The 24,348-nt window shown below is 44.9% G+C and carries 21 protein-coding genes; 5 read left to right on the plus strand and 16 right to left on the minus strand.

Going from position 1 to position 24,348, the window contains the following annotated elements; all coding sequences use genetic code 11:
• The first annotated feature begins 306 nt into the window (after window positions 1-306).
• Entirely contained in the window at window positions 307-1,218 is a 912-nt protein-coding gene (metR, locus tag DD616_RS12750) for an HTH-type transcriptional regulator MetR (protein ID WP_038148387.1), read from the plus strand.
• Between the two features lie 73 nt (window positions 1,219-1,291).
• On the opposite strand, the gene DD616_RS12755 is transcribed toward metR, so the two are convergent.
• The 3 genes from DD616_RS12755 to DD616_RS12765 all read right to left on the minus strand — a co-directional run bounded on the left by DD616_RS12755 (window position 1,292) and on the right by DD616_RS12765 (window position 4,787).
• On the minus strand, window positions 1,292-1,492 hold the full coding sequence (locus tag DD616_RS12755; RefSeq protein ID WP_010316942.1) for a DUF4250 domain-containing protein: 201 nt from the start codon (window positions 1,490-1,492) through the stop codon (window positions 1,292-1,294).
• Window positions 1,493-1,561: 69 nt separating this feature from the next.
• The gene (locus DD616_RS12760) at window positions 1,562-2,242 is read right to left on the minus strand and encodes an HI_1241 family integral membrane domain (protein WP_017047761.1); all 681 of its coding nucleotides are present in this window, start codon (window positions 2,240-2,242) and stop codon (window positions 1,562-1,564) included.
• Window positions 2,243-2,312: 70 nt separating this feature from the next.
• Complete coding sequence (locus DD616_RS12765; RefSeq protein WP_208871756.1) at window positions 2,313-4,787, minus strand: sensor domain-containing phosphodiesterase; 2,475 nt, start codon at window positions 4,785-4,787, stop codon at window positions 2,313-2,315.
• 380 nt (window positions 4,788-5,167) lie between these two features.
• Here DD616_RS12765 and DD616_RS12770 point away from each other — a divergent pair, with 380 nt between their 5' ends.
• Both DD616_RS12770 and DD616_RS12775 read left to right on the plus strand, forming a co-directional pair.
• Window positions 5,168-6,805 (plus strand): S1 family peptidase, encoded by a 1,638-nt coding sequence (locus tag DD616_RS12770; RefSeq protein WP_231140390.1) that lies wholly within the window; start codon window positions 5,168-5,170, stop codon window positions 6,803-6,805.
• Window positions 6,806-7,018: 213 nt separating this feature from the next.
• Window positions 7,019-9,325 carry a YgiQ family radical SAM protein gene (locus DD616_RS12775; RefSeq protein WP_208871757.1) on the plus strand — a complete coding sequence of 769 codons (2,307 nt, stop codon included), beginning with the start codon at window positions 7,019-7,021 and terminating at the stop codon, window positions 9,323-9,325.
• 44 nt (window positions 9,326-9,369) lie between these two features.
• On the opposite strand, the gene DD616_RS12780 is transcribed toward DD616_RS12775, so the two are convergent.
• The 9 genes from DD616_RS12780 to htpX all read right to left on the minus strand — a co-directional run bounded on the left by DD616_RS12780 (window position 9,370) and on the right by htpX (window position 16,519).
• Window positions 9,370-9,897 carry a DUF3833 domain-containing protein gene (locus DD616_RS12780; RefSeq protein ID WP_208871758.1) on the minus strand — a complete coding sequence of 176 codons (528 nt, stop codon included), beginning with the start codon at window positions 9,895-9,897 and terminating at the stop codon, window positions 9,370-9,372.
• Complete coding sequence (locus tag DD616_RS12785) at window positions 9,894-10,472, minus strand: chalcone isomerase family protein (RefSeq protein WP_017047766.1); 579 nt, start codon at window positions 10,470-10,472, stop codon at window positions 9,894-9,896. The genes DD616_RS12780 and DD616_RS12785 overlap by 4 nt, the downstream gene beginning before the upstream one ends.
• Window positions 10,450-10,947 carry a DUF2878 domain-containing protein gene (locus tag DD616_RS12790; protein ID WP_208871759.1) on the minus strand — a complete coding sequence of 166 codons (498 nt, stop codon included), beginning with the start codon at window positions 10,945-10,947 and terminating at the stop codon, window positions 10,450-10,452. Before DD616_RS12790 ends, DD616_RS12785 begins: the two co-directional genes overlap by 23 nt.
• The gene (locus DD616_RS12795; RefSeq protein ID WP_208871760.1) at window positions 10,947-12,194 is read right to left on the minus strand and encodes an SAM-dependent methyltransferase; all 1,248 of its coding nucleotides are present in this window, start codon (window positions 12,192-12,194) and stop codon (window positions 10,947-10,949) included. Before DD616_RS12795 ends, DD616_RS12790 begins: the two co-directional genes overlap by 1 nt.
• 57 nt (window positions 12,195-12,251) lie before the next feature.
• Complete coding sequence (locus DD616_RS12800; RefSeq protein ID WP_208871761.1) at window positions 12,252-12,992, minus strand: DUF1365 domain-containing protein; 741 nt, start codon at window positions 12,990-12,992, stop codon at window positions 12,252-12,254.
• Window positions 12,992-14,266: an NAD(P)/FAD-dependent oxidoreductase gene (locus DD616_RS12805; RefSeq protein ID WP_208871762.1), complete on the minus strand. Its 1,275-nt coding sequence runs from the start codon at window positions 14,264-14,266 to the stop codon at window positions 12,992-12,994. Before DD616_RS12805 ends, DD616_RS12800 begins: the two co-directional genes overlap by 1 nt.
• A gap of 30 nt (window positions 14,267-14,296) precedes the next feature.
• On the minus strand, window positions 14,297-15,019 hold the full coding sequence (locus DD616_RS12810; protein ID WP_208871763.1) for an SDR family NAD(P)-dependent oxidoreductase: 723 nt from the start codon (window positions 15,017-15,019) through the stop codon (window positions 14,297-14,299).
• Entirely contained in the window at window positions 15,016-15,435 is a 420-nt protein-coding gene (locus DD616_RS12815) for a nuclear transport factor 2 family protein (RefSeq protein ID WP_026028585.1), read from the minus strand. The genes DD616_RS12810 and DD616_RS12815 overlap by 4 nt, the downstream gene beginning before the upstream one ends.
• A 220-nt stretch (window positions 15,436-15,655) precedes the next feature.
• Window positions 15,656-16,519, minus strand: coding sequence for a protease HtpX (gene htpX, locus DD616_RS12820; RefSeq protein WP_013857168.1), 864 nt, complete (start codon window positions 16,517-16,519; stop codon window positions 15,656-15,658).
• 306 nt (window positions 16,520-16,825) lie between these two features.
• On the opposite strand from htpX, the gene DD616_RS12825 reads away from it, so the two are divergent.
• Window positions 16,826-16,993, plus strand: coding sequence for a hypothetical protein (locus DD616_RS12825; RefSeq protein WP_017041998.1), 168 nt, complete (start codon window positions 16,826-16,828; stop codon window positions 16,991-16,993).
• A gap of 104 nt (window positions 16,994-17,097) precedes the next feature.
• On the opposite strand, the gene DD616_RS12830 is transcribed toward DD616_RS12825, so the two are convergent.
• Both DD616_RS12830 and lrp read right to left on the minus strand, forming a co-directional pair.
• Window positions 17,098-19,992: a DNA translocase FtsK gene (locus tag DD616_RS12830; protein WP_017044601.1), complete on the minus strand. Its 2,895-nt coding sequence runs from the start codon at window positions 19,990-19,992 to the stop codon at window positions 17,098-17,100.
• Window positions 19,993-20,179: 187 nt separating this feature from the next.
• On the minus strand, window positions 20,180-20,674 hold the full coding sequence (gene lrp / locus DD616_RS12835) for a leucine-responsive transcriptional regulator Lrp (protein ID WP_010317439.1): 495 nt from the start codon (window positions 20,672-20,674) through the stop codon (window positions 20,180-20,182).
• Window positions 20,675-20,830: 156 nt separating this feature from the next.
• Here lrp and ald point away from each other — a divergent pair, with 156 nt between their 5' ends.
• Window positions 20,831-21,955, plus strand: coding sequence for an alanine dehydrogenase (gene ald / locus DD616_RS12840; protein ID WP_017041996.1), 1,125 nt, complete (start codon window positions 20,831-20,833; stop codon window positions 21,953-21,955).
• Between the two features lie 59 nt (window positions 21,956-22,014).
• On the opposite strand, the gene DD616_RS12845 is transcribed toward ald, so the two are convergent.
• Window positions 22,015-23,211: a methyltransferase gene (locus DD616_RS12845; protein ID WP_208871764.1), complete on the minus strand. Its 1,197-nt coding sequence runs from the start codon at window positions 23,209-23,211 to the stop codon at window positions 22,015-22,017.
• Between the two features lie 79 nt (window positions 23,212-23,290).
• Complete coding sequence (cysB, locus tag DD616_RS12850) at window positions 23,291-24,265, minus strand: HTH-type transcriptional regulator CysB (protein ID WP_010317444.1); 975 nt, start codon at window positions 24,263-24,265, stop codon at window positions 23,291-23,293.
• Window positions 24,266-24,348: the final 83 nt, after the last annotated feature.

Below are 24,348 nucleotides of genomic sequence, written 5' to 3' on the forward strand. Positions count from 1 at the left end.
TAGTCCTTTTGCTGTTGATCGTGTCTGATTCTTTATCGCATTAGATAAAGATGTCTGGATGGCCAGACTATCCATCTAAACTGACCCACAGACAAGGTGCAATTATTCAACTTGTTTATTAAAAAAATTCATGTTGATTGCAGAGAGCTTTAATTGACATCAAGATAAATAGACGTCTAGATGTTTACAGCTCCATATTAAAAGCGTAACTTAGCTCAGAACAGCAGAATGGTCACCGTGTTGATGCGACCCACGATATTGGTATCAACCACCGTTCTCTCAAAGGAATGAAGGAAAATAATGGCAATGATTGAACTTAAGCATCTGAAGACTTTAGTTTCTTTAAGGGACAGCGGCTCACTCACCTCAACAGCTACCGCGCTCCATTTGACGCAATCGGCCCTTTCACATCAGATTAAAGATCTCGAAACACGCATTGGCGGGCCACTGTTTCTACGTAAAACTCGCCCAGTGAAATTTACCTCAGAAGGAGAGATCCTACTGAAACTGGCCGACGAGATCCTGCCAAAGCTGGCCAGAGCTGAAAATGACTTGGCCAGTTTGAAAGAAGACGTCAATGGGCGCTTACACATGGCGATTGAATGCCACTCTTGCTTTCAATGGTTAATGCCAGCGCTGCGCGAATACCAGCTTGCTTGGCCAAGTGTGACGTTAGATTTTTCGTCCGGCTTTGGCTTTGAACCTTTACCCGCATTGCTGGCAGGCGAACTTGATTTGGTCATCACTTCCGATATTTTGCCTCGCTCAGAGGTACATTACGAACCACTCTTTGATTTTGAAATGCGCCTTATCACCTCTACAACTCACCCACTTGCGGGAAAATCGGTGATTGAACCAGAGGATCTCGCCTCACAAACGATGCTCACTTACCCCGTACAAAAGCAGCGTTTGGATGTGGTGAAACACTTTCTACAACCTGCTAGTGTTGAACCCGCGAAGTGGAAACAAGCCGACAACACTTTGATGCTAGTACAAATGGTCTCTGCTGGATTAGGTGTAGCAGCACTGCCAAATTGGGCCATCAGCGAGTTCTCTAGGCAGGGGCTTATCACCAGCAAACCACTAGGGAAAGGTTTATGGCGTCGACTATTTGCCGCAACACGCCACAGCGAAAAAGATCGCCACTATTTACAAGCTTTTTTTGCCACCGCGCGCCAACAATGCAAAAGCCACCTTGACGGGATCAAGATGGCTTAAACTATTCGTCGTATCGACATGGCTATTTGAATGACAGTACGGTTGGTTAACTGTCACTGCACGCTGCTTAGCACTAGCGTTGGTTCGCTTTAAATTGGTTGGTCAGTGGGTCGTATTGGTAACCTAAAACATCCAGCTTACCGACTACATTTTCTCTATCCATTTCATACATACTGGCAAGCTCTTCGAAGCTGTCACACTCTAAGCGTAGCTTCTCATTGACGATGCCAAGTAATATATTGCTATCAAAACGGCTGACGTTACTCAAATCCATGGCTCACTCCTATAGCAAAGAGACCACTAAAGACTAGCGGTAAAATTCGCACTAAAGAGTGACCCAGGTCTAGAGATTAAACAAACCTTGAAAACAAATACTGGCTGCCAGCATCAATAACAAGGCTGCCGTTAATTGAATTTTCTCAGCGCTTTTGGCAAACAGGATATGCCAGCACCACACGATAATACCTGCAATCATGAAACCGAATGTCGTTAGTAACGGCAATGTTGCTTGAGCCAACGTTTCATCATCTAACCCGTACGCGTGCGGCACAACGCATAAAGCGATCCCCATCGAGCAGAGAATGCCCACAACGGGTAGAACTCGATGGAAAGCTTGTAAACGCGAGCGCGCTATCGTTAGTAGAAGGTGCGAGAAACTCGCGCCCAACAAACCAACCAACAGCAACATGGCGATAGAAGCTGACCAATGACCCTGCTCTGATATCTGAATCGCGACATAAGCCAGGGCAAGGCCATTCGCCAAATACAGTGCCCATAACGGGCCTTCATCTCGAGTTTTCTTGGTTTGAACTTGTGAATAGAAATAGAAGATGGAAAAGACGACCAAAAAGGCTTCAATTTTTAGTGAAGCCACTGCCAACCAAAGCACACCAATGGCTGGCAATACGCGATGAATACGGCCACGTTGTCCAGGACAAATATCCCCTTTGACCAGCACTAACGTCAGTAAGATTTGCGCACCGAGCAGCATGGGTGAAAAAACAGAAAGTAAGGTTTGAATCATAATCTAAACATCATCTGGAAACATCTGGGCGCGATAATAGCAAAGAGTAAGCGCGGATGCCCAGAGAAGGTTACTGACTTTCGGCCAAATACCTCAGCACGTCCGCTTGAGTCAATAAGCCTTTGTAACGAGTGTTATCGACCAGTACCCATGGAAACGCATGTCCTTTTTCGATCAAATTCACCACTTGATTCAGCTCGGTGTACGCGTCAAGCTGAGTGAAATGAAATTTCATGATCTGATTCACGGGCTTACGCCATACGGCCGCTTCACGCGTGGTTTCAAGATCGGTCCCCATGTTCGGCGTCAGATATAAATTGAGTGAGGCTACATCGACGATGCCGACACACTCTCCTTGATTGACGACTGGCAGCACATCAACTTTAGTCGCTTTAATATACTGATAAACAAGAGAGATTGGCTCACTGGGATCCAGATGTGGTTTCCCCTCTTTGAACAGATTGAGCAAACAGTTGGGCTTTCGCTCTTGTTCCACTTTAGCGCCTGAATACACAAAACGGTTACGATACTCCTTGGCCCGAACCAGTTCCTTAAGCGGTAGTGGTTTTGAAAAAATATAGCCTTGTATGTAGTCAATGCCCAATGATTTAAGCACCCAAACCTCATGCTCTGTTTCCACCCCTTCAGCAACCACTTTCACGCCGAGTGTGTGCGACAGCTCAGTGATCATTTTAACAATGCTGTACTTATTGCTGTTGACCTGAATGTCCGTGACAAACTCGCGATCTATTTTTAAATAATCAAAATTGCAATCACTGAGGTAGGTAAAAGAGGAATAACCCGTACCAAAATCATCAATCGCAACCGTTACGCCACGCGATCGAAGAGCATTGAGGGCATCAACCTGATGAGATTGGCTATCAAAATAGGCGCTTTCAGTTAGCTCAATGGTGACTGATTGAGGCGTATCCGTGTAGCGATCAATGATCTCCATGGTATTGGTTAAAATCTGCGTCGCATCCATTTTGGTATTGAAAGAGCGGTTGATCGTTACCCCAACACCTTGGCCAAACAAGGTTTTTATCTTTGGTAAATCTTGCAAAGACAAGATACTGACACAACGATCAAGCTCGGCAATCAAATCCAGATCTTCCGCGATACCAATCATTTCTTGCGTGGTAAAAGGTAAATCGGGCACAGGCTTAAAACGGCATAACGCTTCGAATTTCGCAATGTTCCATGTTTTAGTATCGACAATCGGTTGGTAGTGTATCTCCAAGTCCTTCTGCGCAATCGCTTTAGCGACTCTGTCTTCCAAGTTTTTTCTACGTTTCACTTGTTGATGTATTTCACTGTGATAGAAACTGATGTTACGCGCTTCCCCTGCATGTTGTTCAAGCATTGCTTGCATCGCATGCGTCACCATTCGAGCTGGCGTTTTTGCATCGAACCCTAAAACAGACACACCAATTCGGCCATTAATAATCGCGGTATGTGAGCTGGATTCGTTCTTTAACTCTTTCATAAAGCGACGGATCGCATGCTGGATGAGACGAAAATCTGTGTTTTTTTGGCACTCTGAACAACTCAAACTCACTAAATAAATATCTTTTCCCACATAGCCCACCAACTTAGCTTCTTTACAGCGCGCCAAAAAACTGGAAAGCATTAAAGTTTCTACATGGTGTCGATCTGATTCAAACGCAGGTTGAAAAGCCAAAACAATTTGTGTTTGGCCTTTGGGGTACTCCATGCAATATGTTTCGAGCAAGGCTTTAAACTTTTGTTCGGTAGGCAGTTGCGTCAAAAGATCGATATCCCCAAGTGCCGTATCGGCTACGCGGTGAAGATTATCGGCTAAATCAAGCGTCATCCCTACAAAGAACACTCGACCATCTTGCAGTACGATTTTTTGAATAGTTAATTCTTGTGGTGCAACCAGCCCAGATGCCCGACGATTGAGAATGACACCGCTCCAATGATCTTTGGTGTTAATGTCATGCCACATCGATTGGTAAAATTCTTTGGAATGCTTGCCTGCATTAAATAGGTTGGCTTTTAACCCAAGTAGCTCATTTTGTTTGAAACCTGAATGCTGCTCAAAATAGTGGTTACAAGCCAAAACCCGCGTTTGATCGTCGGTTAGGATCAAACCATGATGTGTATTATCAAACACTCCTTCAAAAAGCTTGGCCACCTCTTGCAATGACTCAAGTTTGAGCAGCGGTCGAATCGTACCTTGCAACTGCGTGAGAGAAGTACGCTCGATAAAAATTTCCACATAAGTTAACGCCTGATCCGAAATAACAAGGTTGCAATTTAAAGCATGGCTTTTGCCACTTTCAATCACATACTTGAAGCAGCGCTTCATCTCTGCAGCTTTGCTCGGCGTCATATAACGCAAGAGTTCTTGGATATTGGCTATCGAAACACTGGAATGAAATAACGCATTCGCCGCTTTCAGATCACAAATAAACTCGGAAGTCGTTAGGTTAAACGACCAATCAATCGCATCATATCGAGCCACTGGCGGTTCTCGAAGCACTGCCTTTTCTCGTAGCTCTTGAGACTTCACCTGTGTCATATAGACTCCAACTCATTCAAATGATTTACCATTAATGGCACAGCATAGAGCAAAACTTAATCACAAGCCGTGAGTTAGCACTAATGATGTAAATGCAGTTGCTTATTTATTATTTTAGGCCAGACAAGCCATATAAAAAACGCCGAACATCAATACACCTCAAAAGGAGTAGCCTAGAACTATCGTAATCGAAAGAAAATAATGAACATGAAATGACCAACACGTTCATTTTATAAGCTACTGAAATACATTAACTTGCCTTATTTGATTAATATATCTTGTCGATATGATAATTATTACTGATTGACCAGATTCATTAGCCCCTATATGGTACCGTTCCCACACCCAAGAGGTGCTGGAAAAACTAATCCGAGGTACTCATGAACAAACCCCTTTTTTCAGTCGCGCTAGGAGCGCTTCTGTTTACATCTTTTCAGTTCAGTGCTTCTGGAACGGAATCCGGAATATCAACTAGAATCATCAATGGAACCCCTGCTGACGCGGGTAACTTTCCCTTTATGGTTGCCTTACACTATTCAACTCTTAAAAGCTCTTTTTGTGGTGGCAGCTACTTGGGTGATAAGTATGTACTTACCGCCGCTCACTGCGTAGCAGGAAAAAACCCGCTCAATGCAGAGGATATTGAAGTGACGGTTGGAGCGTATGACTTACGTACTAATGCTGGTCGCCGGGTAAAAGTCAAACAAATCTATTATCATGAAGCTTATGATGATGAAACTCATGCTGACTATAACGAAAGATCCAACGACATCGCGATTCTTGAATTAGAAAACTCATTACCAATACAAGCAGTCACCCGACCTGATGCTGGTGCACTTAATCTGCTACACGCTGGCACGGTTTTAGAGATCATTGGCTTTGGGGCAACGAGTTACAATCAACTGTTGAATAAATCGAGCAATCCTTCTCAAGTATTACGTAAAGCAGAAATATCGTTAATGGATGCTGCAACGTGTCAAGCTTTAGGTGGTAGTAACTACCCTCGTATAAGAAATGACGCTTTTTGTGCAACCAGTTACCCGCAAGATACCTGTCAAGGTGATAGCGGTGGCCCCGTTTTTATCAATGACGGCGGTAATTTCATTCAATATGGTGTCGTTAGTTGGGGGCGTGGTTGCGGGTTAGAAGGCGCAGCTGGCGTTTATGCCAAAGTCGACCATTTTAATGATTGGCTAACTAAAAGAACGTCTAAAGTTTCTTTCCGACAAACTCAAATCAAAGACGAGATTAAGTATGGAACTCATACCCATCGCTTTCATTTTGTAAACGGCTCTGATGAGATGATTACCGCAAACAACGTCACACTATCTCCAGCTTCTGCAAATATCACAGACCAAAACTGTTCGCTAGGATTGGCTCCGAGTAGCCAATGTTATGTTGATGTTTCTTATACCATTGATTCAATGACACCTGCTGATGTGCGCTTAGAGATTGACACTAACAGCCTACTAAATTTAGGAACCGTCACCTCATCACTAAAGCTCAATACGGTTCTACAACCTGCTGCAAAATCACTAGAGGGGTTAATTACCATACCCAATAGCAGTATTAGTGTGAATGTAAACCCTTGGCTAGAAGAAGGTGGTTGGCTACGTTCTGCCGTTATGAACGATAAAGCGAGATCGGTTTTGTTTCTTGAAAACGTCCCCAAAGGAAAAGTAAGTTTTGATTTCCAAGTCTCCTCTACTTTTCTTTATGATTCCTTAATTGTGAAAGTGAACGGTAGCACTTACATAATCGAAGATGGTGAACGTAGTGGCAACAGAACGTTATATTTGAATGATGAAGTCAACGATATACGCTTTGAATACGTAAAGACATCAAATACAGCAACTGGCAATGATGCGGCTTATATCAAAAATTTGAAATATGAAAAGCCTTACTCCTTTACCTTACCCCCAGTTTCAGGAGGTTCAGGCGGCGGTAGCACTGGTGGAATGACTTTATTGTCAATGCTGGCAGCCTTATTGATTCGACGTCGTTACATGAACCACTAACTCTTGTCTAAAGGTCAACCCGTTTTATTACTGGTTGACCTTTTTACTATTGCTGCATCCTTCTTATCACATATCACTTAGTATCTCTCCGACACACTTATCACTCACTTTATTAATAATTTTCTTTATAAATAGAACGCAAAGCCAATGTTCCGCTAGATACTACCAGTGCAAGTCGTTATAATGCGCGGCTCATTAATCAGAGGTCAAAATATGCACAGCAACGTCACTCCTATTCATCAATATAAAAAATACTGGGCAGAGTGCTTTGGAATCGCACCTTTCCTGCCAACCAGTAAAAAGGAGATGGATGCCCTAGGATGGGACAGCTGTGACATCGTGATCGTCACGGGTGACGCTTATGTGGATCACCCCAGTTTTGGTATGGCGATCATTGGCCGTTTACTCGAAGCGCAAGGCTTTCGCGTTGGGATCATTGCCCAGCCGCAATGGCAAAATAAAGACGCTTTCATGGCGCTGGGAAAACCTAATCTGTTTTTTGGCATCACGGCCGGCAACATGGATTCGATGATCAACCGCTACACCTCTGACAAAAAATTACGTCATGATGATGCGTACACACCCAATAATGAAGGTGGCAAACGTCCAGATCGCGCCACGCTTGTCTATTCGCAGCGTTGTCGTGAGGCTTATAAAGATGTGCCACTGGTACTCGGTGGTATTGAAGCAAGTTTGCGCCGCGTTGCCCATTATGATTATTGGTCAGACAAAGTGCGCCGTTCTGTGCTGTTTGATGCCAAAGCCGACATACTGCTGTTTGGTAACGCAGAGCGCGCATTGGTTGAAGTAGCGCACCGCTTAGCCAATGGCGATAATATCGCTGATATGACCAATATTCGCGGCACAGCCGTGAACCTGGCCGCTGAGCCTGAACATTACACCATCATTGACTCATCACGCATTGAGAAACCGGGTAAAGCGTTTGTTCCTGTGAACCCTTACGCGGTGGAAACGCAGTGTGAAACCAATCAAGAAAAAGAAGCCGAAGCAAAGCCAATCACCATTCGTCCTTCTCGCCATGATGCCGCGACAACAGCGGTTCGTTTGCCTGCTTTTGAAAAGCTCAATAATGACCGGATTTTATACGCGCATGCAAGCCGTGTACTGCATTTAGAAACCAACCCCTATTCCGGCCGGGCGCTGATTCAGCGTCATGGCGACCGTGAGTTGTGGGTCAACCAAGCCCCGATCCCACTCACCACAGAAGAGATGGATTACGTGTTTGGCCTGAGCTACGCACGCGTGCCTCACCCTATGTATGGCAAAAGTAAAATTCCTGCTTATGACATGATCAAAACCTCGGTTAATATCATGCGCGGCTGCTTTGGTGGTTGTTCATTCTGCTCGATTACCGAACATGAAGGGCGCATTATCCAAAACCGTTCAAAAGAGTCGATTTTGAATGAGATGGAAGAGATCCGCGATAAAGTTCCCGGCTTTACTGGAACCATTTCGGATTTGGGTGGGCCAACGGCGAACATGTACCGTTTAGGTTGTAGTGATCCTAAAGCTGAGATGAACTGCCGCCGCCCATCGTGTGTTTTCCCCGGAATTTGCCATAAGCTCAATACCGACCACAAACATACGATTGATCTCTATCGTGAAGCGCGCAAAGTCAAAGGCATTAAAAAAGTGATGATCGCCTCTGGTGTGCGTTATGACTTGGCGATTGAATCTCCTGAATATGTGCGTGAATTAGTCACGCATCACGTAGGAGGCTATCTCAAGATCGCCCCAGAACATACCGAGAAGAATCCGCTCGATCTGATGATGAAACCGGGTATGGGCACCTATAATCGCTTCAAAGAGATGTTTGAGAAGTACAGCGCTGAAGCAGGTAAGAAACAGTACCTCATCCCGTACTTTATTTCCGCGCATCCCGGTACAGAAGATGAAGATATGCTCAATTTGGCACTGTGGCTAAAATCAAACAATTTTGAGTGTGATCAGGTGCAGAACTTCTATCCATCGCCAATGTGTAATGCAACCGCGATGTATTACTCAGAAACTAACCCGCTCAAACGTGTGAAATACAAAAAACGTGAAGAAGTGACTGTCGCGAAGGGAGAGCGTCAACGCAGGCTGCACAAAGCGCTGTTACGCTACCATGACCCATTAAACTGGCCGATTATCCGTGAAGCCTTGATCAACATGGGTAAAAAGCATTTGATTGGTGATAAACCTAACTGCTTAGTGCCTGCGAATGATGTGGATGCACTCACGCCTGCGCAGCGTCGTAAATCTGGCCGTCACGGAGCGAACCGTTTTGCGACCAAACACACCAAAACTCAGCCGGGCTTTGATGCTCTTAATCCGCGTAAAGAGAGCGCTACTTCACCAAGCAAATCGCCAAACAAACCACGCGCTAGCAGCGCGGCAGACAACGGTAAGAAAAACCAAGGCGGCACATCTAAACCTGCACACTCTCGCCCGACAAGTAAAGGCAAACCGTTTGCTCAAGCCTCTAAGCCAAGAGCGCCACGTGCAGAACAGAGATAATTCCAAAGCCATATGATCAGCACAATAAGGCTCCGAAAGGAGCTTTATTGTTTTTCAAAGAACAGCGTTAGTTTACCGACCTCGATACCAAATTTTTTAATTTTAGTCAGGTTAAACACCCGCTTTTCATCTTGCCGGTAAAGCCAGTCGTCAAAGGTAACGGTTAGCGTAGAATCATCATAAGGTAAGGAAAAATCATATTGCCAACGCAAAGCGTTACCCACTTCTTCCCCTTGGGCTTGGCCTAATACATCATCCGCTTTACCGATATATTTTCCATCAGCAAAACGTTCAATCACCCATACTCTTTGACTTTTTTCACCATCATCAAAATTGAAGTCTTCAACCAAAGTGAGTTTATTCCCCTCAACTGTTCCGTCGATGGCAACCTCGAAACGACGCGTTTGCATCCCCGTATAATCTTGCACCATCCCCCATGCGAACGTTCGACCAGAGAAGTATTCAAATAGATCAAACTTAGGTTGCGTAGATTGGTATTGAGTGAGATCAGCGCTGCACCCCACTAACCAAAGTAGAAGTAACAGATAACTGCGTCTGGCTATCGCTTTCATGGTTGCATTCCTATCAATTGTTTGCGTAAGTGTGGGTATTGCGTCTGTGGCGACAACCATATAGCGAGAAAAGCGTCATTTAACGCTTCGTCGACTACGGTACCAACCTGCGCTTGAACACCGTTCTTAGGATGAAAAATAAAAGCGCCCTGCTGCCCATCGGAGGTGTAAATCAAGCGATCGCCCTCAGTAACGCTGGGGAAAATGGACGATAGGTGCACCAGCCACGGTGCAATTTGTTGCTCGGTTAGTTTGAGTTTTTGCCACTGCTCTGCAGTCGATTCCACCAGCTGTTTACTACTGATGTCGCGCTGATATTCAATTTCAAGCGCCAAGGGATGGGGCGATAAATCGCTTCCTTGCTCGTACTGCCCTGATGGGGTACGAAGCTGCGAGGAATAAATATCTAGCCATAACCAGCTTAAATTCGCTTGGCCAATCACTGGCCAAGTTTGCCACTCGGCCAGTTTATCGTCTGCCACCGCCGCAAAAGCGTTATTCACCAAGCTGTGAAAGGCAATCACTATCAGTAACAGGTTGAATTTTCTTAGCCTATTTCTCTTTGCTAACATCATCGCTAAATACCCTAAGTATCAATGCACCGATCATCACCCACTGCAGCCACAAGATGGCCATAGTCAAACCCAATGGCCAATCAAAATGTACAGCGCCTAAACGTTCTGCCGCCCAATAACTTAAACTACCTAACACGCCGACCACCAAACAAATGAGTTTGGATGGATAACGTTTCATCAGCACCACTAAATGGGAGGCATACCAAGAAAAAGCGCCCCACAACACCATTAACCAAATGGGAAAGTCATTGGTAGCAAAGCGTAATAATCCGAAATACTGATTAAGGGCATCGATAACAATACCCACTATGGTTAACGCAATCACCCTTTCCAAAGGATAAGAGAACTGCCGCAAGGAAAACATCAATGCGGCTAACATCATGGCCAATGCCAACCACTGCAAACGTTCTGTCCCCAACACAGCAACAAACCAGATCGCTTGAAACCAAAGAGAGACAGCAAACAGCGTTTTCATTACATCGGTCTTTGCAAAGTCATATGTACAGTGCTGATGGATTTTGCTAAAAATCCACCCTCGCAGTAGCAGAAATAGTAACGCCACATACGCGTGAATCGCTCATCATACCCAAGTTGTGAAACCTGATGTTTTGCAAGCTCAAAACGGTGACGCCAATGAGCAAGCGTATGTGCATAGTCAGGACCAAGATCAAACAGGTTGCGAACCACTAAATCACTGTGCTGTGTCGCCGCCGTTGTCAATGCGGTGATTGAGGGTAAAAAACCGCCGGGGAAAATGTATTTCTGAATGAAATCGACATTATTGCTGTAATAATCATAACGTTGGTCAGCAATGGTGATGGCTTGAATCGCCATCAAACCATTGGGTTTTAGTAGTGACTGGCACTTTTCAATATAAGAGGCGAGGTACTCTTTACCGACCGCTTCGATCATCTCTATCGAGACTAATTTATCGTACTGACCTTGTAGCAGGCGGTAATCTTGCTTAAGCAAGGTGACTTGACTCTCCAGCCCCTGCCGCTCTATTTGCTGTGCGGTGTAGTAATGCTGCTCTTCAGAAATGGTCGTCGTCGTGACCTGACAGCCGTAAGTTTTGGCCATGTAAATCGCCATCGCACCCCAACCGGTGCCAATCTCAATCACGTGGTCGCTTGCTTTGAGTTGTAACTGCTGGCACAAACGTTCCATTTTATTGATTTGCGCCTGCTCTAACGTTTCATCTGGATGTAGAAACAACGCGCTGGAATAGAGCATATTGCTGTCTAAAAAGGTGTGGTAGAGATCATTGCCTAGATCGTAGTGGGCATGAATATTCTCTTTGGCTTTATCGATTGAATTTCGATTGAGCCAGTGGCTGACTTTATAAAAAAGTTTGGTCAACACACTACTGCGAGCTTCAATGCCATCTAATGCACTGACATTACGAGCCATCAGTTCCATTAGGCTGGTCAAATTCGGGCTATCCCACCAACCATCCATGTAAGCTTCACCCGCTGCAATACTACCCCCTTTTAATAAACGAGCATAAAAATGAGGATGATGTATTTCAATCGTTGCATGGGGTTGATGCTCTTTAAGTACACCAAAAGTCTCCTGACTGGACGCGCCTTCATTGGAAAAGGTTTCAATGATGGTTAAAGTGCCGACGTCTAAACGCTGTAGACAGCGAAAAATGAAGCTTCTTGCACTCTTTTGCAACCCTGTCAGTTGCTTGGGCAACGCGAGAGTTTGTGAATTAAGCATTGAGCGTTCTCCTTGTTATTGTTATTTAGACACTGTCTCTGTGTAGATCTTGCGTATTTATGAATGTGGATTGGAGTAGAAAGGTGCTCCTTTAAGCCACAGCTTTAAAGCATGCCAGTAAATACCTATTGTCACTTTTACGGCCATCACGGGTGTTTTGATCAATAACTTGAGTAAATTTTTTGAATTAAATGGTTGTGCCTTCATCGATAAAGTCGCATCGAAAACTTTACCTTCTTTATGGCATTCCAAATGTACACTCAATGACGAACCAAGCGGCTTCAACTTCCAATGATATTGCTGATCAATAGGATTGAAGGGAGAAACATGAAACGCCTTTTGATGACGCCACTGTTGCTGCTCTTCTCCCGCTTGTGCTTTCACCGCGTAGTAGTGCCGTTGATTCCAAGGTGTATTACTCACTTCGGCCAACAAGTATTGCCATTCACCTTGTTGATCATAAAGATAGTAGAAATTAACCGGGCTGAAATAGATTCCTAAATAACGAAGGTGACATACTGCTATCACCTTTCCAGAGCAGCGGTCGCCCGTCAGCTCATGAACTTTATCTTGTATGCACTGTTTTAAATCCCCTTCACCAAGATAATCGGCGCGCTGAAAACGCGCCCAGTGCCACCATTTTTCGCCAAACCCCCAAACTGAATCACTCAGTTGCTCCAGTTCATCGAGATCAATACACGGCATAAACAATGGATAATTGAGCGCATGTTCAATCGGAGTAAATCGTCGATGACGTACCATGCCAACCATCAAACAACTGTTGGGCTCAGTCTCCATCACGCCGCGCCTTTTAACTGCTGCGCTTGCGCTTCAAGTTGTGTCACCACATCCAGCGCACTGGTCACGCCATCTTCATGAAAACCATTGCGCCAATAAGCGCCACAGTACCAAGTGTTATTCACACCGTTAACTTCAGGCTTGCGTTGCTGAGCCGCGATAGATTGCGTGGTGAATACCGGGTGGTGATAAGTAAACTGTCGTAAAACTTTCTCATCAGAAATGCGGTCACCGCTGTTGAGCGATACACAAAAAGTATGAGCGCCTTTAATATGCTGCAAGATATTCATATTGTAGGTCAGCGCTGGTAAACGCGACTCTTGATCTGGACTGCCATCAAGCCAATAGTTCCAAGCTGCCCAAGCGGCTTTTCGCTTAGGTAGCAGTGATGTGTCGGTATGTAAAGTGACTTCATTGGCTTGATAGTGCATTACGCCGAGCACCTCTTGTTCAGCCTCTGTCGGTTGCTCTAACATACCTAATGCCTGATCGCTGTGACATGCAAAAATTACATGATCAAAGTGGTGTGATTGCCCATTAACAATGAGCTCGACACCTGCCGAGCCGCGTTTGACTTGTGTAACTGGGCTATCAAGATGAATCTTATCTTTAAAACCTTGCGTCAAGGGTTCGATGTACGCGCGCGATCCGCCTTCAACCACATACCATTGTGGTCGGTTAGTGATCTCTAGCAGGCCATGGTTGAGGAAGAAACGCAAAAAGAAACTTAACGGAAAAACCCGCATATCAGCCAAGGAAGATGACCAAATTGCCGCTCCCATCGGTAAAATATAATTTTCACAAAAATAGTCAGAAAATTGGTGCTCAAATAAGAAATCACCTAAGGTTTGCATTGATTGATGCGCTTGTTCTGCTTGCTGTTTCGCTAACCGATTGAAGCGAATGATTTCAAAAATAAAGCGATAAAAGACAGGGTTTAACCAGTTCCGCTTTTGTGCAAACAACGTAGTTGCGGTATGACCGTTATATTCCAGCCCATTCTCATCATTACGCACACTGAAGCTCATTTGAGTCGGAATGCCTTTTACGCCAATTTCATTCATCATTGCGATGAAGTTTGGGTAGGTCCGGTCGTTGTACACGATAAAACCAGTATCAACCGCGTGATTTTGACCATCGAGCTCAATATCGACGGTGGCGGTATGCCCACCAATGTAATGATTGGCTTCAAACACGGTAACATCATGATGTTTATGCAAATAATAACCGCATGTCAAACCGGAAATACCGCTACCAATAATGGCGATTTTCATACTCAATTCCTTTAATTACAAAACAGCTCGTTATTTAAGTAATGCCGCAACTAATTTGCCTTGCCATGCGTAAGGTAAGCTGCCAATCAAACGTAATAGGCTCGTAAAACGGGCCGGAAAATAGAGGGTGGTTTTGCCTTTTTCCAACCCACGGCGAATCGCCTGCGATGCATACTCGGCACAGACCATCATTGGCATCGAAAAACTATTTTTATCAGTCAAAGGCGTGGCAACAAACCCAGGATAGATCATCGTCACAGCAACACCTTGCGCTCGCCAATCTTGCATGAGCGAGCGTGCTAGGTAACTAACCGCCGCTTTAGAAGCGCCATAGGCTTCTGCTCTTGGCAGCGCGATTTCACTGGCGATGGAACCAACGATCGCCACACGGTGGTTAGCAACAAAGTGATGCTGTATCGCCTCAATGCAATGAGCTAAACCCAAAACGTTTACGTCAAACACACGCTTAAACCGGAGTGAATCCATTTGACCATGATCGATGTATTCGCAATCGCCAGCGTTGAGGATCCACAGTGAAGGAGTAAAAGGCAGTTGCGATAAAGCCGATTTCGTTTGCTCAAAATCGGTAATATCAAACGCAATGCCTTGGATCTGCGGATACTCTTGATGCATTTGATTAAGCTTGGCTTGGTTACGCCCACAAGCAATAACTTGCCAACCCGTTTTTGCATAATCAACAGCTAGCTGATAACCAATACCAGAAGTGGCTCCCGTGATAAGTACACTCTTCATTGTCCTAACCTCTGTTTGATCGAACGAATAACACTTCCCAGCAGCGGAATGTGTTCATAGAGCATTTCTCCCAAGTCGAAGTAATCACGGTGATAAATGACTTGGTTGTCTTGAAACTTGAGATGGCTCATCCCTTGCACTTGTATAAGTTTTCCACGAGCTAGCCGAGGATGCTGCAAAGACATAGTCCATGTGAGAAAGCCGCAGTCACCGACTTGCTGGTGATCATGGATGGTAAAATCACAACGCTCTACGTTCTGATACAAACGAGCAAAATAATCCGATAGCGCACGCCAACCTTCTATTCGATGAGCGGCATCCTCAAAAAGGACATTGTCGTGATAAACCTGACGTAATAAAGGCAAGTTCTCTTTGTTGAGTTGACGATAAACTTGAGCAACCGATTCGACATCCATTGTACGTTTCCATAAGTTATACAAAAACTTCACATGTACAAAATAGTACAAGTCACTTAGTTATACAAAATATTTCTTGTATAACTTTGTATCTTTTCAATGCATACGTGGTTGCAAGGAATTAAGATCAAAAAAGAAAATAAAGACTAAAATTCCAATAGTTACGACGATCAAAAAGGCCAGCGTAATTCGCTGGCCTTCTCTTTTTAGTTAGCTTAGATTAACTATTGCGCAAAGCGGCGATGCGTTTATCAAGCGGCGGGTGACTCATCAATAATTCCGTCATTGAACGTTTACCGTTGATACCAAAAGCCATCATGGAACCTTCTAATTGAGATTCTTGCCCCATTTTTAAACGCTCTAACGCCGCAATCATCTTGTGTTTACCCACAAGCTTTGCTGCACCTGCGTCGGCGTGGAATTCGCGATGACGGCTATACCACATCGTAATAAAGCTCGCGAGGAAGCCAAATACCAATTCCAGCACCATAGAGATGCCAAAATAAACCATCATATTGCTACCGCCACCCTCTTCTGAATCTCGAGACGACACGATGTTTGCGATAAAGCGCGATAAGAAAATAACGAAGGTATTAACCACTCCTTGCATTAAAGTCATCGTAACCATATCGCCATTGGCAATGTGGCTCACTTCATGCGCCAATACCGCTTCGGCCTCATCACGCGTCATGCTGTGCAATAGCCCCGTTGAAACAGCGACGAGAGAATCATCACGTTTAGCGCCTGTTGCAAAAGCGTTGATGTCCGGTGAATCATAAATTGCTACCGTTGGCATACCAATACCCGCTTGCTGAGCTTGACGACGCACCGTTTGCACTAGCCAATGCTCAGTTTCGTTACGTGGACTTTCAATCACCATTCCACCTACCGAGCGCAGAGCCATGCTCTTTGACATCAATAATGAAATAAATGAGCCGCCAAAACCAAACAACGCGGCCATGACGAGCAAGCCAGATAAACTGCCCGGCTGCATCCCCGTCACAGCATAAACAATATTTAATACAAGGCTAAGAACCAGAACCACCGCAAGGTTGGTTGCTAGAAATAACATGACTCGCTTCATTACTTATCTCCGAATGAAAAGCTTATTATGAGTGTAGGCTGCAAGCGACGCTAGCATGAACCTACACAATTTTTCATATACATATAGTCTAAGATTTGAAAAACAAGGTTAAGCGATAAATTGAAACATTTAATGTCTGACGCCGAGTTTTCTAAAATCTGTTATTGAACAGCAAGATGGTTAACCTACCCTTACAGCACTTGATAGGCAATTGAACGCATAAGACTTTGGTCGTATTGAGAGTGCCAGCTAAAGTGACTACATTGCATGGGAAACAGACATTTTCGACGGACAAAGGACAGCATCATGGCTGAAACGAGCAACTATCAAATGGCGATTGATTTACTGTGTTGCCACTTAGGTCTCTCTGAAGATGAAGCTAAACAACAATTGGGAATTGGCAGCACACCATCCGCGCAGCAACAAATATCTGACACGCAACAAGCACTGATGGGGCTGATGCAAGAAAAATAGCCGTTAGCAAGGCTGGCGAGAGTTTATGCTAGCTAAATTGAAACAGCGCCGCTCATGGCATCATGGGTGGCGCTGTTTGTTTGTGTTGCCTACAATGACCGTGATTAATCTCGCGGCGGCGCTGGCGATAGTACTTCGCGATTACCATTATGGCCGGGAGCACTCACAATACCTTGTGCTTCCAGCTGCTCTACAATTCTTGCAGCGCGGTTGTAACCGATTTTAAATCGGCGTTGTACACCTGAAACTGAACCTCGACGCGTTTCCACTACATGTTCAACCACTTGATCAAATAGCGGATCCACTTCTTCATCACTTTCCATCTTCTCACCGGGTAGCAAGGCTTCTGGCCCTTGGTCACCATAAGTGATCTCTTCTATGTAGTTCGGCTTACCACGTGCTTTCCAGTTGTTTACCACCGCATGCACATCTTCATCCGAGGCAAACGCACCGTGAACCCGGATCGTGTGGCTAGAACCCGGTGGTAGATAGAGCATATCGCCCATACCGAGCAGTGATTCTGCACCACTTTGGTCCAAAATAGTTCTTGAGTCGGTTTTAGTCGAAACGGTAAACGCAACGCGGGTCGGAATATTCGCTTTGATTAAACCGGTGATCACATCAACCGATGGGCGCTGAGTGGCCAAAATAAGGTGAATACCCGCAGCACGAGCCTTTTGTGCCAAACGTGCGATCAACTCTTCTACTTTTTTACCCACCACCATCATCAGATCAGCAAATTCATCAACAACCACGACAATGTAAGGCAGTTTTTCCAGCAGTGGCGGTTCACTCTCCATACTGTCCCCTTCTCTCCACAAAGGATCGTGGATGGGGTGGCCAGCAGCAGCAGCCATTTTTAGCTTATCATTGAAGCCTTTGATGTTACGCACACCAAGCACAGACATTAATTTATAACGACGTTCCATTTCACCCACACACCAACGTAAAGCATTTGATGCGTCTTTCATGTCAGTCACGACTTCAGCTAACAGGTGAGGAATACCCTCGTAGATCGATAACTCTAACATTTTCGGGTCAATCATAATAAAGCGAACGTCTTCTGGGCTCGCTTTATAAAGCATGCTGAGGATCATCACGTTGACCCCAACCGACTTACCTGAGCCTGTTGTACCAGCCACCAACACGTGCGGCATTTTGGCTAAATCCGCGACCAATGCTTCGCCTGCAATGTCTTGCCCTAAAACGATGGTCGTGGGTGATTTCGCTTCTTGGAATTGACGGCTTTTTATAACATCTGACAAATAGACGGTTTGACGACTCATGTTTGGCAGTTCAAGACCAACATAAGGTTTACCGGGGATCACTTCAACCACCCTCACCGCCATTGCCGATAAAGAACGCGCCAAATCCATCGATAGGCTAGAAATACGGCTCACTTTTACGCCTGGAGCTAAATCTAATTCAAAACGAGTGATAACCGGCCCCGGAAAGATATCAACCACTTGCGCTTGGATTTTGTAATCCGCTAGTTTAGATTCAACCAAACGAGCAACCTCCTCTAATGCCTCTCGGTCAATAAAGTGTTCACGCTTTTCTGGGTGATACAGAAGCTCTAACGTCGGTAGTGGCTCCGTCGGTTTAGGCAGGTTAGTTTCTTTTTGCATTAAAAATGGGTTTTGCTTGGCCGCCATATTGGCCTGAGCCGAAGACACCATGTTCTGAAAAGCCGTCACATCGCTATCTTGCTGGCCTAACGGTGGCTCGTCATCTTCTGACATCACATCAAGATCAGCAGCCAACGCTTGATCTGATTCATCTTCATCCAGCACATCCAAATTGGAAATAACCGGTTCAACACGCGACACTTCAAGATCAACTTCTGTCATCGTAAGCGACGGATCGCTTACCTCTTCGTCCTCTGCCCATGCATATTGCTGAGCTTCTTGACTGGCATCGAGGTCGGCACTGGCTAATGCTTGATGCTCATTATGCTCATTAGCTCTTTCATCTACCCAGTCTGCCGATGAAAGAGCAAGGTCATCCTCTTCCAACGCAACAGATTCTAACTCTTCAATCGTTGCACTAAGTTGCTTGCTGCGATCAAATGGCGCTTCATCTGAGTGAGTGTCACTGAATTCAGGGGAAGTGTTAGCCTGAGTTTTGGCCGCTGGCATGTGAATATTAAAACGTCTTGGCGAGTGAGTCTGTTCCAGCTCTTCTTCAACCTCTACCGCAGGCGTGTATTGCTCGGCCCCAAACGCATCGAGGGCTGATTTGACATATTCTTCATTTGGCGAACTAGACTCAACAACGGCTAAGTCTGCGGATGATGATTCAAGCGGCGACAATTCCATTGGCGACAAAACGGGCGCAATATCTTCATCTTTCTCACCACGTAATCGATTGATCAACGCAACGCCAAGAGAAATACTCATCGTGCCTAACCATTCCACGATGCTTAGCCAGGAGATACCCGTTAGCAGCGTAAAACCAGCGCCCCATAAAAAGAGCAATACTAAGGTTGAGCCTAGTAAATTAAGCGTTGGCAGCGCCAAACTGGTTAAGACATCCCCAATCACACCACCAGATGAAAAATACCAAATATCGTCAAAGTTGATATCCGCAAGGCCACAACTGGTCAAAATCAAGATGGTTAAGCCGAGTAAACGCGTTCCCCACAGCACAAAATCAAGGGGTTCATTCTCTTCTCTTTTACGCAGAAAAACCCATGCTAGCACAGTAATCATGAGCGGTATTGGGTAGGCCAGCGATCCAAAAATAAAGAACAAGGTATCGGCAATCCATGCGCCAATAATACCGCCTGCATTTTCAATATCGCCTCCCCACGCGGTTTGCGACCATGAAGGATCGGCGGGACTAAATGTTAATAAAGCGATGGAAAGAAGCACAGAGGCAAGCACAGCGACAATAAGCCCGCACTCTTTCAGACGTTGCGATCCATTGAGGCGTGAAGACTGAGGCTCTTCGCTGGTCTTAATAATGGTCTCAACTTTATTTTGGTTCTCTTTGAACATAAACCTAGATTCTGATTAACGCCAACACTCAAGGTTTATTGCGGCTTGATGCGTTGGTTTGGGTGAAAACAGTCCGAGCGGCAAAAGCCGCTCGGTTTGTTGTGTGATTTAACCACATCAAGGTTAAAAACCCAATTGGCGAACGTCAGAATGTGGAAAGAAGTACCACTATTCAGACAATCTGGCGTTATCGAGTTTTGATAACCAACTGGTTACTTTGCTTCACTTCTTCCATCACAACATAAGTGCGAGTGTCATTGACTCCGGGCAAACGCAATAGCGTATCACCCAACAATTTACGATACGCCCCCATGTCAGAGACTCGAGTTTTGAGAAGATAGTCAAAATCACCCGAAACAAGATGGCATTCTTGAATGTCATCCAGTTTTTGAACCGCAGTATTAAACTGTTCAAACACATCAGGTGCACCGCGATTCAATGTAATTTCCACAAATACCAACAGCGAAGCATCAAGATATTGTGGATTCAACAACGCGGTATAACCGGTAATGAAACCTTGACGCTCTAAACGACGTACACGCTCTAAACAGGGGGTTGGAGATAAACCCACTCGTTTTGATAATTCTACATTCGAAATACGACCATCTTTCTGCAATTCATTCAAAATATTGCGATCGATACGGTCTAAATCCTTGGACGGCCTTTTATAGTTGTCTGCCATTTTTTATTCCACCTTATTACTTCCTTGCAAAAATATATACTACAACTTTTTAATATTCAGTATCAAATTTTACACATTCACATCTATACTAGTCACAAATTCGAAACAACAACCCTACATATAGTTATAACAACCAAAAAAACCTAAGGAGTCAGGATGATCATTGGAGTTCCTAAAGAAATCAAAAACCACGAATATCGTGTGGGCATGATTCCCGCAAGCGTGCGCGAACTTGTCTCACACGGTCACCAAGTTTATGTTGAAACAAATGCCGGTTCCGGCATCGGCTTTTCAGACGATGATTACATCGCTGTAGGCGCATCCATTCTTCCTACTGCTTCTAACATTTTTGCGAAAGCAGAAATGATTGTTAAGGTCAAAGAACCTCAGGCTGCTGAACGAGCAATGCTCCGCGAAGGCCAAATTTTATTTACCTATTTACATCTAGCTCCAGATTTTCCACAAACTGAGGAGCTAATCAAGAGCAAAGCTGTCTGTATAGCCTACGAGACTGTAACAGATAATATGGGTCGCTTGCCACTATTAGCACCAATGTCTGAAGTCGCTGGTCGAATGTCTATTCAATCAGGTGCGCAGTGTTTAGAAAAATCACACGCGGGCTGTGGTTTGTTACTGGGTGGTGTACCCGGAGTCGCACCAGCAAAAGTGGTGGTGATTGGTGGCGGTGTAGTCGGTGCCAACGCAGCCAGAATTGCCGTCGGAATGCGTGCTGATGTGACGATTCTCGACCGAAGTGTTGATATGCTGCGTAAACTCGATGAAGAATTCCAAGGCCACGCTAAAGTCGTATATTCGACAAAGGATGCGATTGAAAAATACGTCCTCGAAGCCGATTTAGTAATAGGCGCAGTACTGATCCCCGGAGCAGCAGCTCCTAAACTCGTAACTAAAGATCTGATTTCTAGAATGAAACCTGGCTCTGCGGTCGTTGATGTGGCAATTGACCAAGGCGGCTGCTTTGAAACCTCACATGCTACCACTCATGATGACCCGACCTATATCGTTGATGACGTCGTTCATTACTGCGTCGCAAATATGCCAGGCGCTGTGGCTCGCACATCAACTTTCGCCTTGAATAACGCTACGTTGCCTTACATTGTTAAACTGGCCAATAAAGGTTATCAACGTGCATTATTAGAGGATAAAGGATTCCTAGAAGGTTTAAACGTGATACACGGTAAAGTCACCTGTAAAGAGGTCGCCGAGAGTTTCAACCTTGAATATCTTGACCCATCTGAAGCTATCGCTCTGTTTAACTAACGATAACAATTTGCGGTAAAGCTCTCAATTCTTAGCCAAGTGCGTCATGCGCTTGGCTTTCATTTTTTATAAGCGTGAACCAATATATTGCGTGGCGTTACTTTCCTAGCGCAAAACTGCTCAATCTGCACCTCATAGCCTTGCTCTTGAAGATAAAGTGCCTTATCCAATACCAACCAAAGCTCAATCATGCGGCGAAATGCCTGTTGTACTAAGCCTATCCTTTCCATCTGCCAAAAACGCTGCTTGCCTTTACGTTCATAAGCAGGCCAATCCACTTCTGGTAATACGATGCCTTTTTGTGCCGCCGCCCAATAACAAAAAGCTAAAAATCCTTCGGCTAGTTGTGATTTTTTGAGGCTCGGAATTGGGCAATATTGATGATGCCCAAGCTCAGATCTTAGCAACAAATCAAAACCCAAACGAAACGTCATTTCTTGCAAACGATGACGGCGAACCCGCTCTCCCCCCGTAACGGTTTCTTGCAGCGGAATACGCAGCTCTTCTTTGGACAGGGCAAGAGAAGAAGTACGACCGTAGCTGGACATGGGTTGGTAGCTATCGGCTTTGATTAAATGGTAGCAACATGGTGAAAACGTAATCGCAGGCAAGCGATGAGCAACGGAATATTCAAGTAGGCGGACATGGAGATCACCACAGGCATGTAAAGCGACGGCATGTTGATTGGTATTGAAAACGCCAAACGCTTGCGGCTCAAAAGCGTCCCCTTGAATAAATTGCATCGGAAGATCATGTTCATCGGCACAAGCTTGTCCTGCATGACAGAGCTGCGACTGATATTCAAAACTAGTGACTTTTTGTTTTGACTGCGCTGCGATAATTCGACCTAAAAAGCCTTTACCCGCGCACCACTCTAGCCATTCCGTTCCTGAATGCCTAGAGAGGAGTGATTCGCTCATTAAACGAATTTGTTCTAGCTTTCTGCCAGGGATCCCCTGCTCTAAGTAAGGGCTGAGTGCTTGCTGAGTATTACGAGGGGCATCTTGAAGCCTAATCATGATATCCGCTTCTTTTAACCCCTCGATATACGGATGAAGTTGCTCAATGAGCACTTGCGGCGATGACTTTAAGCTATCGATACTGTCCAAAGATAGCGTTTGCAACCACTGATCCAGCCTATGGTCTGAATGTTTCCAAGGTGAACTGTCTAAGCCACTATGATGAAAGGGCTCAAATCGCCAAAAACGTTGATTTTCAATTAAAAAAGCATCGATATGTTTGAAAAGCGCGCGCATACATCCCCCCTAGAAAGGCCAATTCTAGGAGGTGATGGTTTAATTAGGAAGTGTTTCGTTTTAAATGATCAAAATTTGCTTAACGAACTGGCAATTCAATGTCTTTAAACATCTCTTCTATTTCGATATTCGATTTTAACGAGGTAGCCCGTTCGACGACAGGGCGAGTAAGATGAGGCGCGAAACGTTCCATAAAGTCAAACATATAAGAGCGCAGGAATGTGCCTCGGCGAAACCCAATGCTAGTCGTGCTAGCACCAAAAAGATGGCTGGCATCAATCGCGATAAGATCGGTGTCGCGTGATTTATCTATCGCCATACTTGCGATAACACCCACCCCAATTCCCATTCGGACATAAGTTTTTATCACATCCGCATCGGTGGCGGTGAAGACAACTCGCGGCGTTAACCCTACGCGATTAAATGCAGTGTCTAACTCTGAACGACCAGTAAAACCAAACACGTAAGTGACCAATGGATACGCGGCTAAATCCTCAATCGTTACCCGTTCTTTTTTTGCAAGAGCATGATCTTTAGGCACAACAATAGAACGGTTCCAATGATAACAAGGTAGCATGATGGCATCTTGGTACAGATGAAGCGCTTCTGTTGCTATCGCAAAATTAGCGGTGCCTTTTGCAACCGCTTCCGACATCTGACTTGGAGTACCTTGGTGCATGTGTAACGACACTTTCGGATAACGCGCAGTGAATCCTTTGATTACATCAGGTAACGCGTAGCGAGCTTGTGTATGAGTCGTTGAAATATTCAGCGTACCCATCTCAGGGTGCGTATGCTCCCCAGCCACGGCCTTAATGCTTTCCACACGTGAAAGGATCTCTTGTGAGATACGAATAATATCTTCACCTGCACCCGTGACTTGTGTCAGGTGCTTACCGCTACGCTCAAAAATTTGAATACCCAATTCATCTTCGAGTAAACGAACCTGTTTACTAATGCCTGGCTGAGAGGTATAAAGGCTTTCCGCAGTTGCTGAGACATTCAGGTTGTGATTAACCACTTCAACAATATATTTTAACTGCTGTAACTTCATTATTGGCCCCGTAATCCATTATCAAAGATCCAGATCTTTCAATCATAGTTTATAATTATTAGTTATAACGCTTAACACTCTCA

This window comes from Vibrio anguillarum (genome assembly GCF_003390515.1).
GTDB classification, from domain to species: Bacteria; Pseudomonadota; Gammaproteobacteria; order Enterobacterales; family Vibrionaceae; genus Vibrio; species Vibrio anguillarum.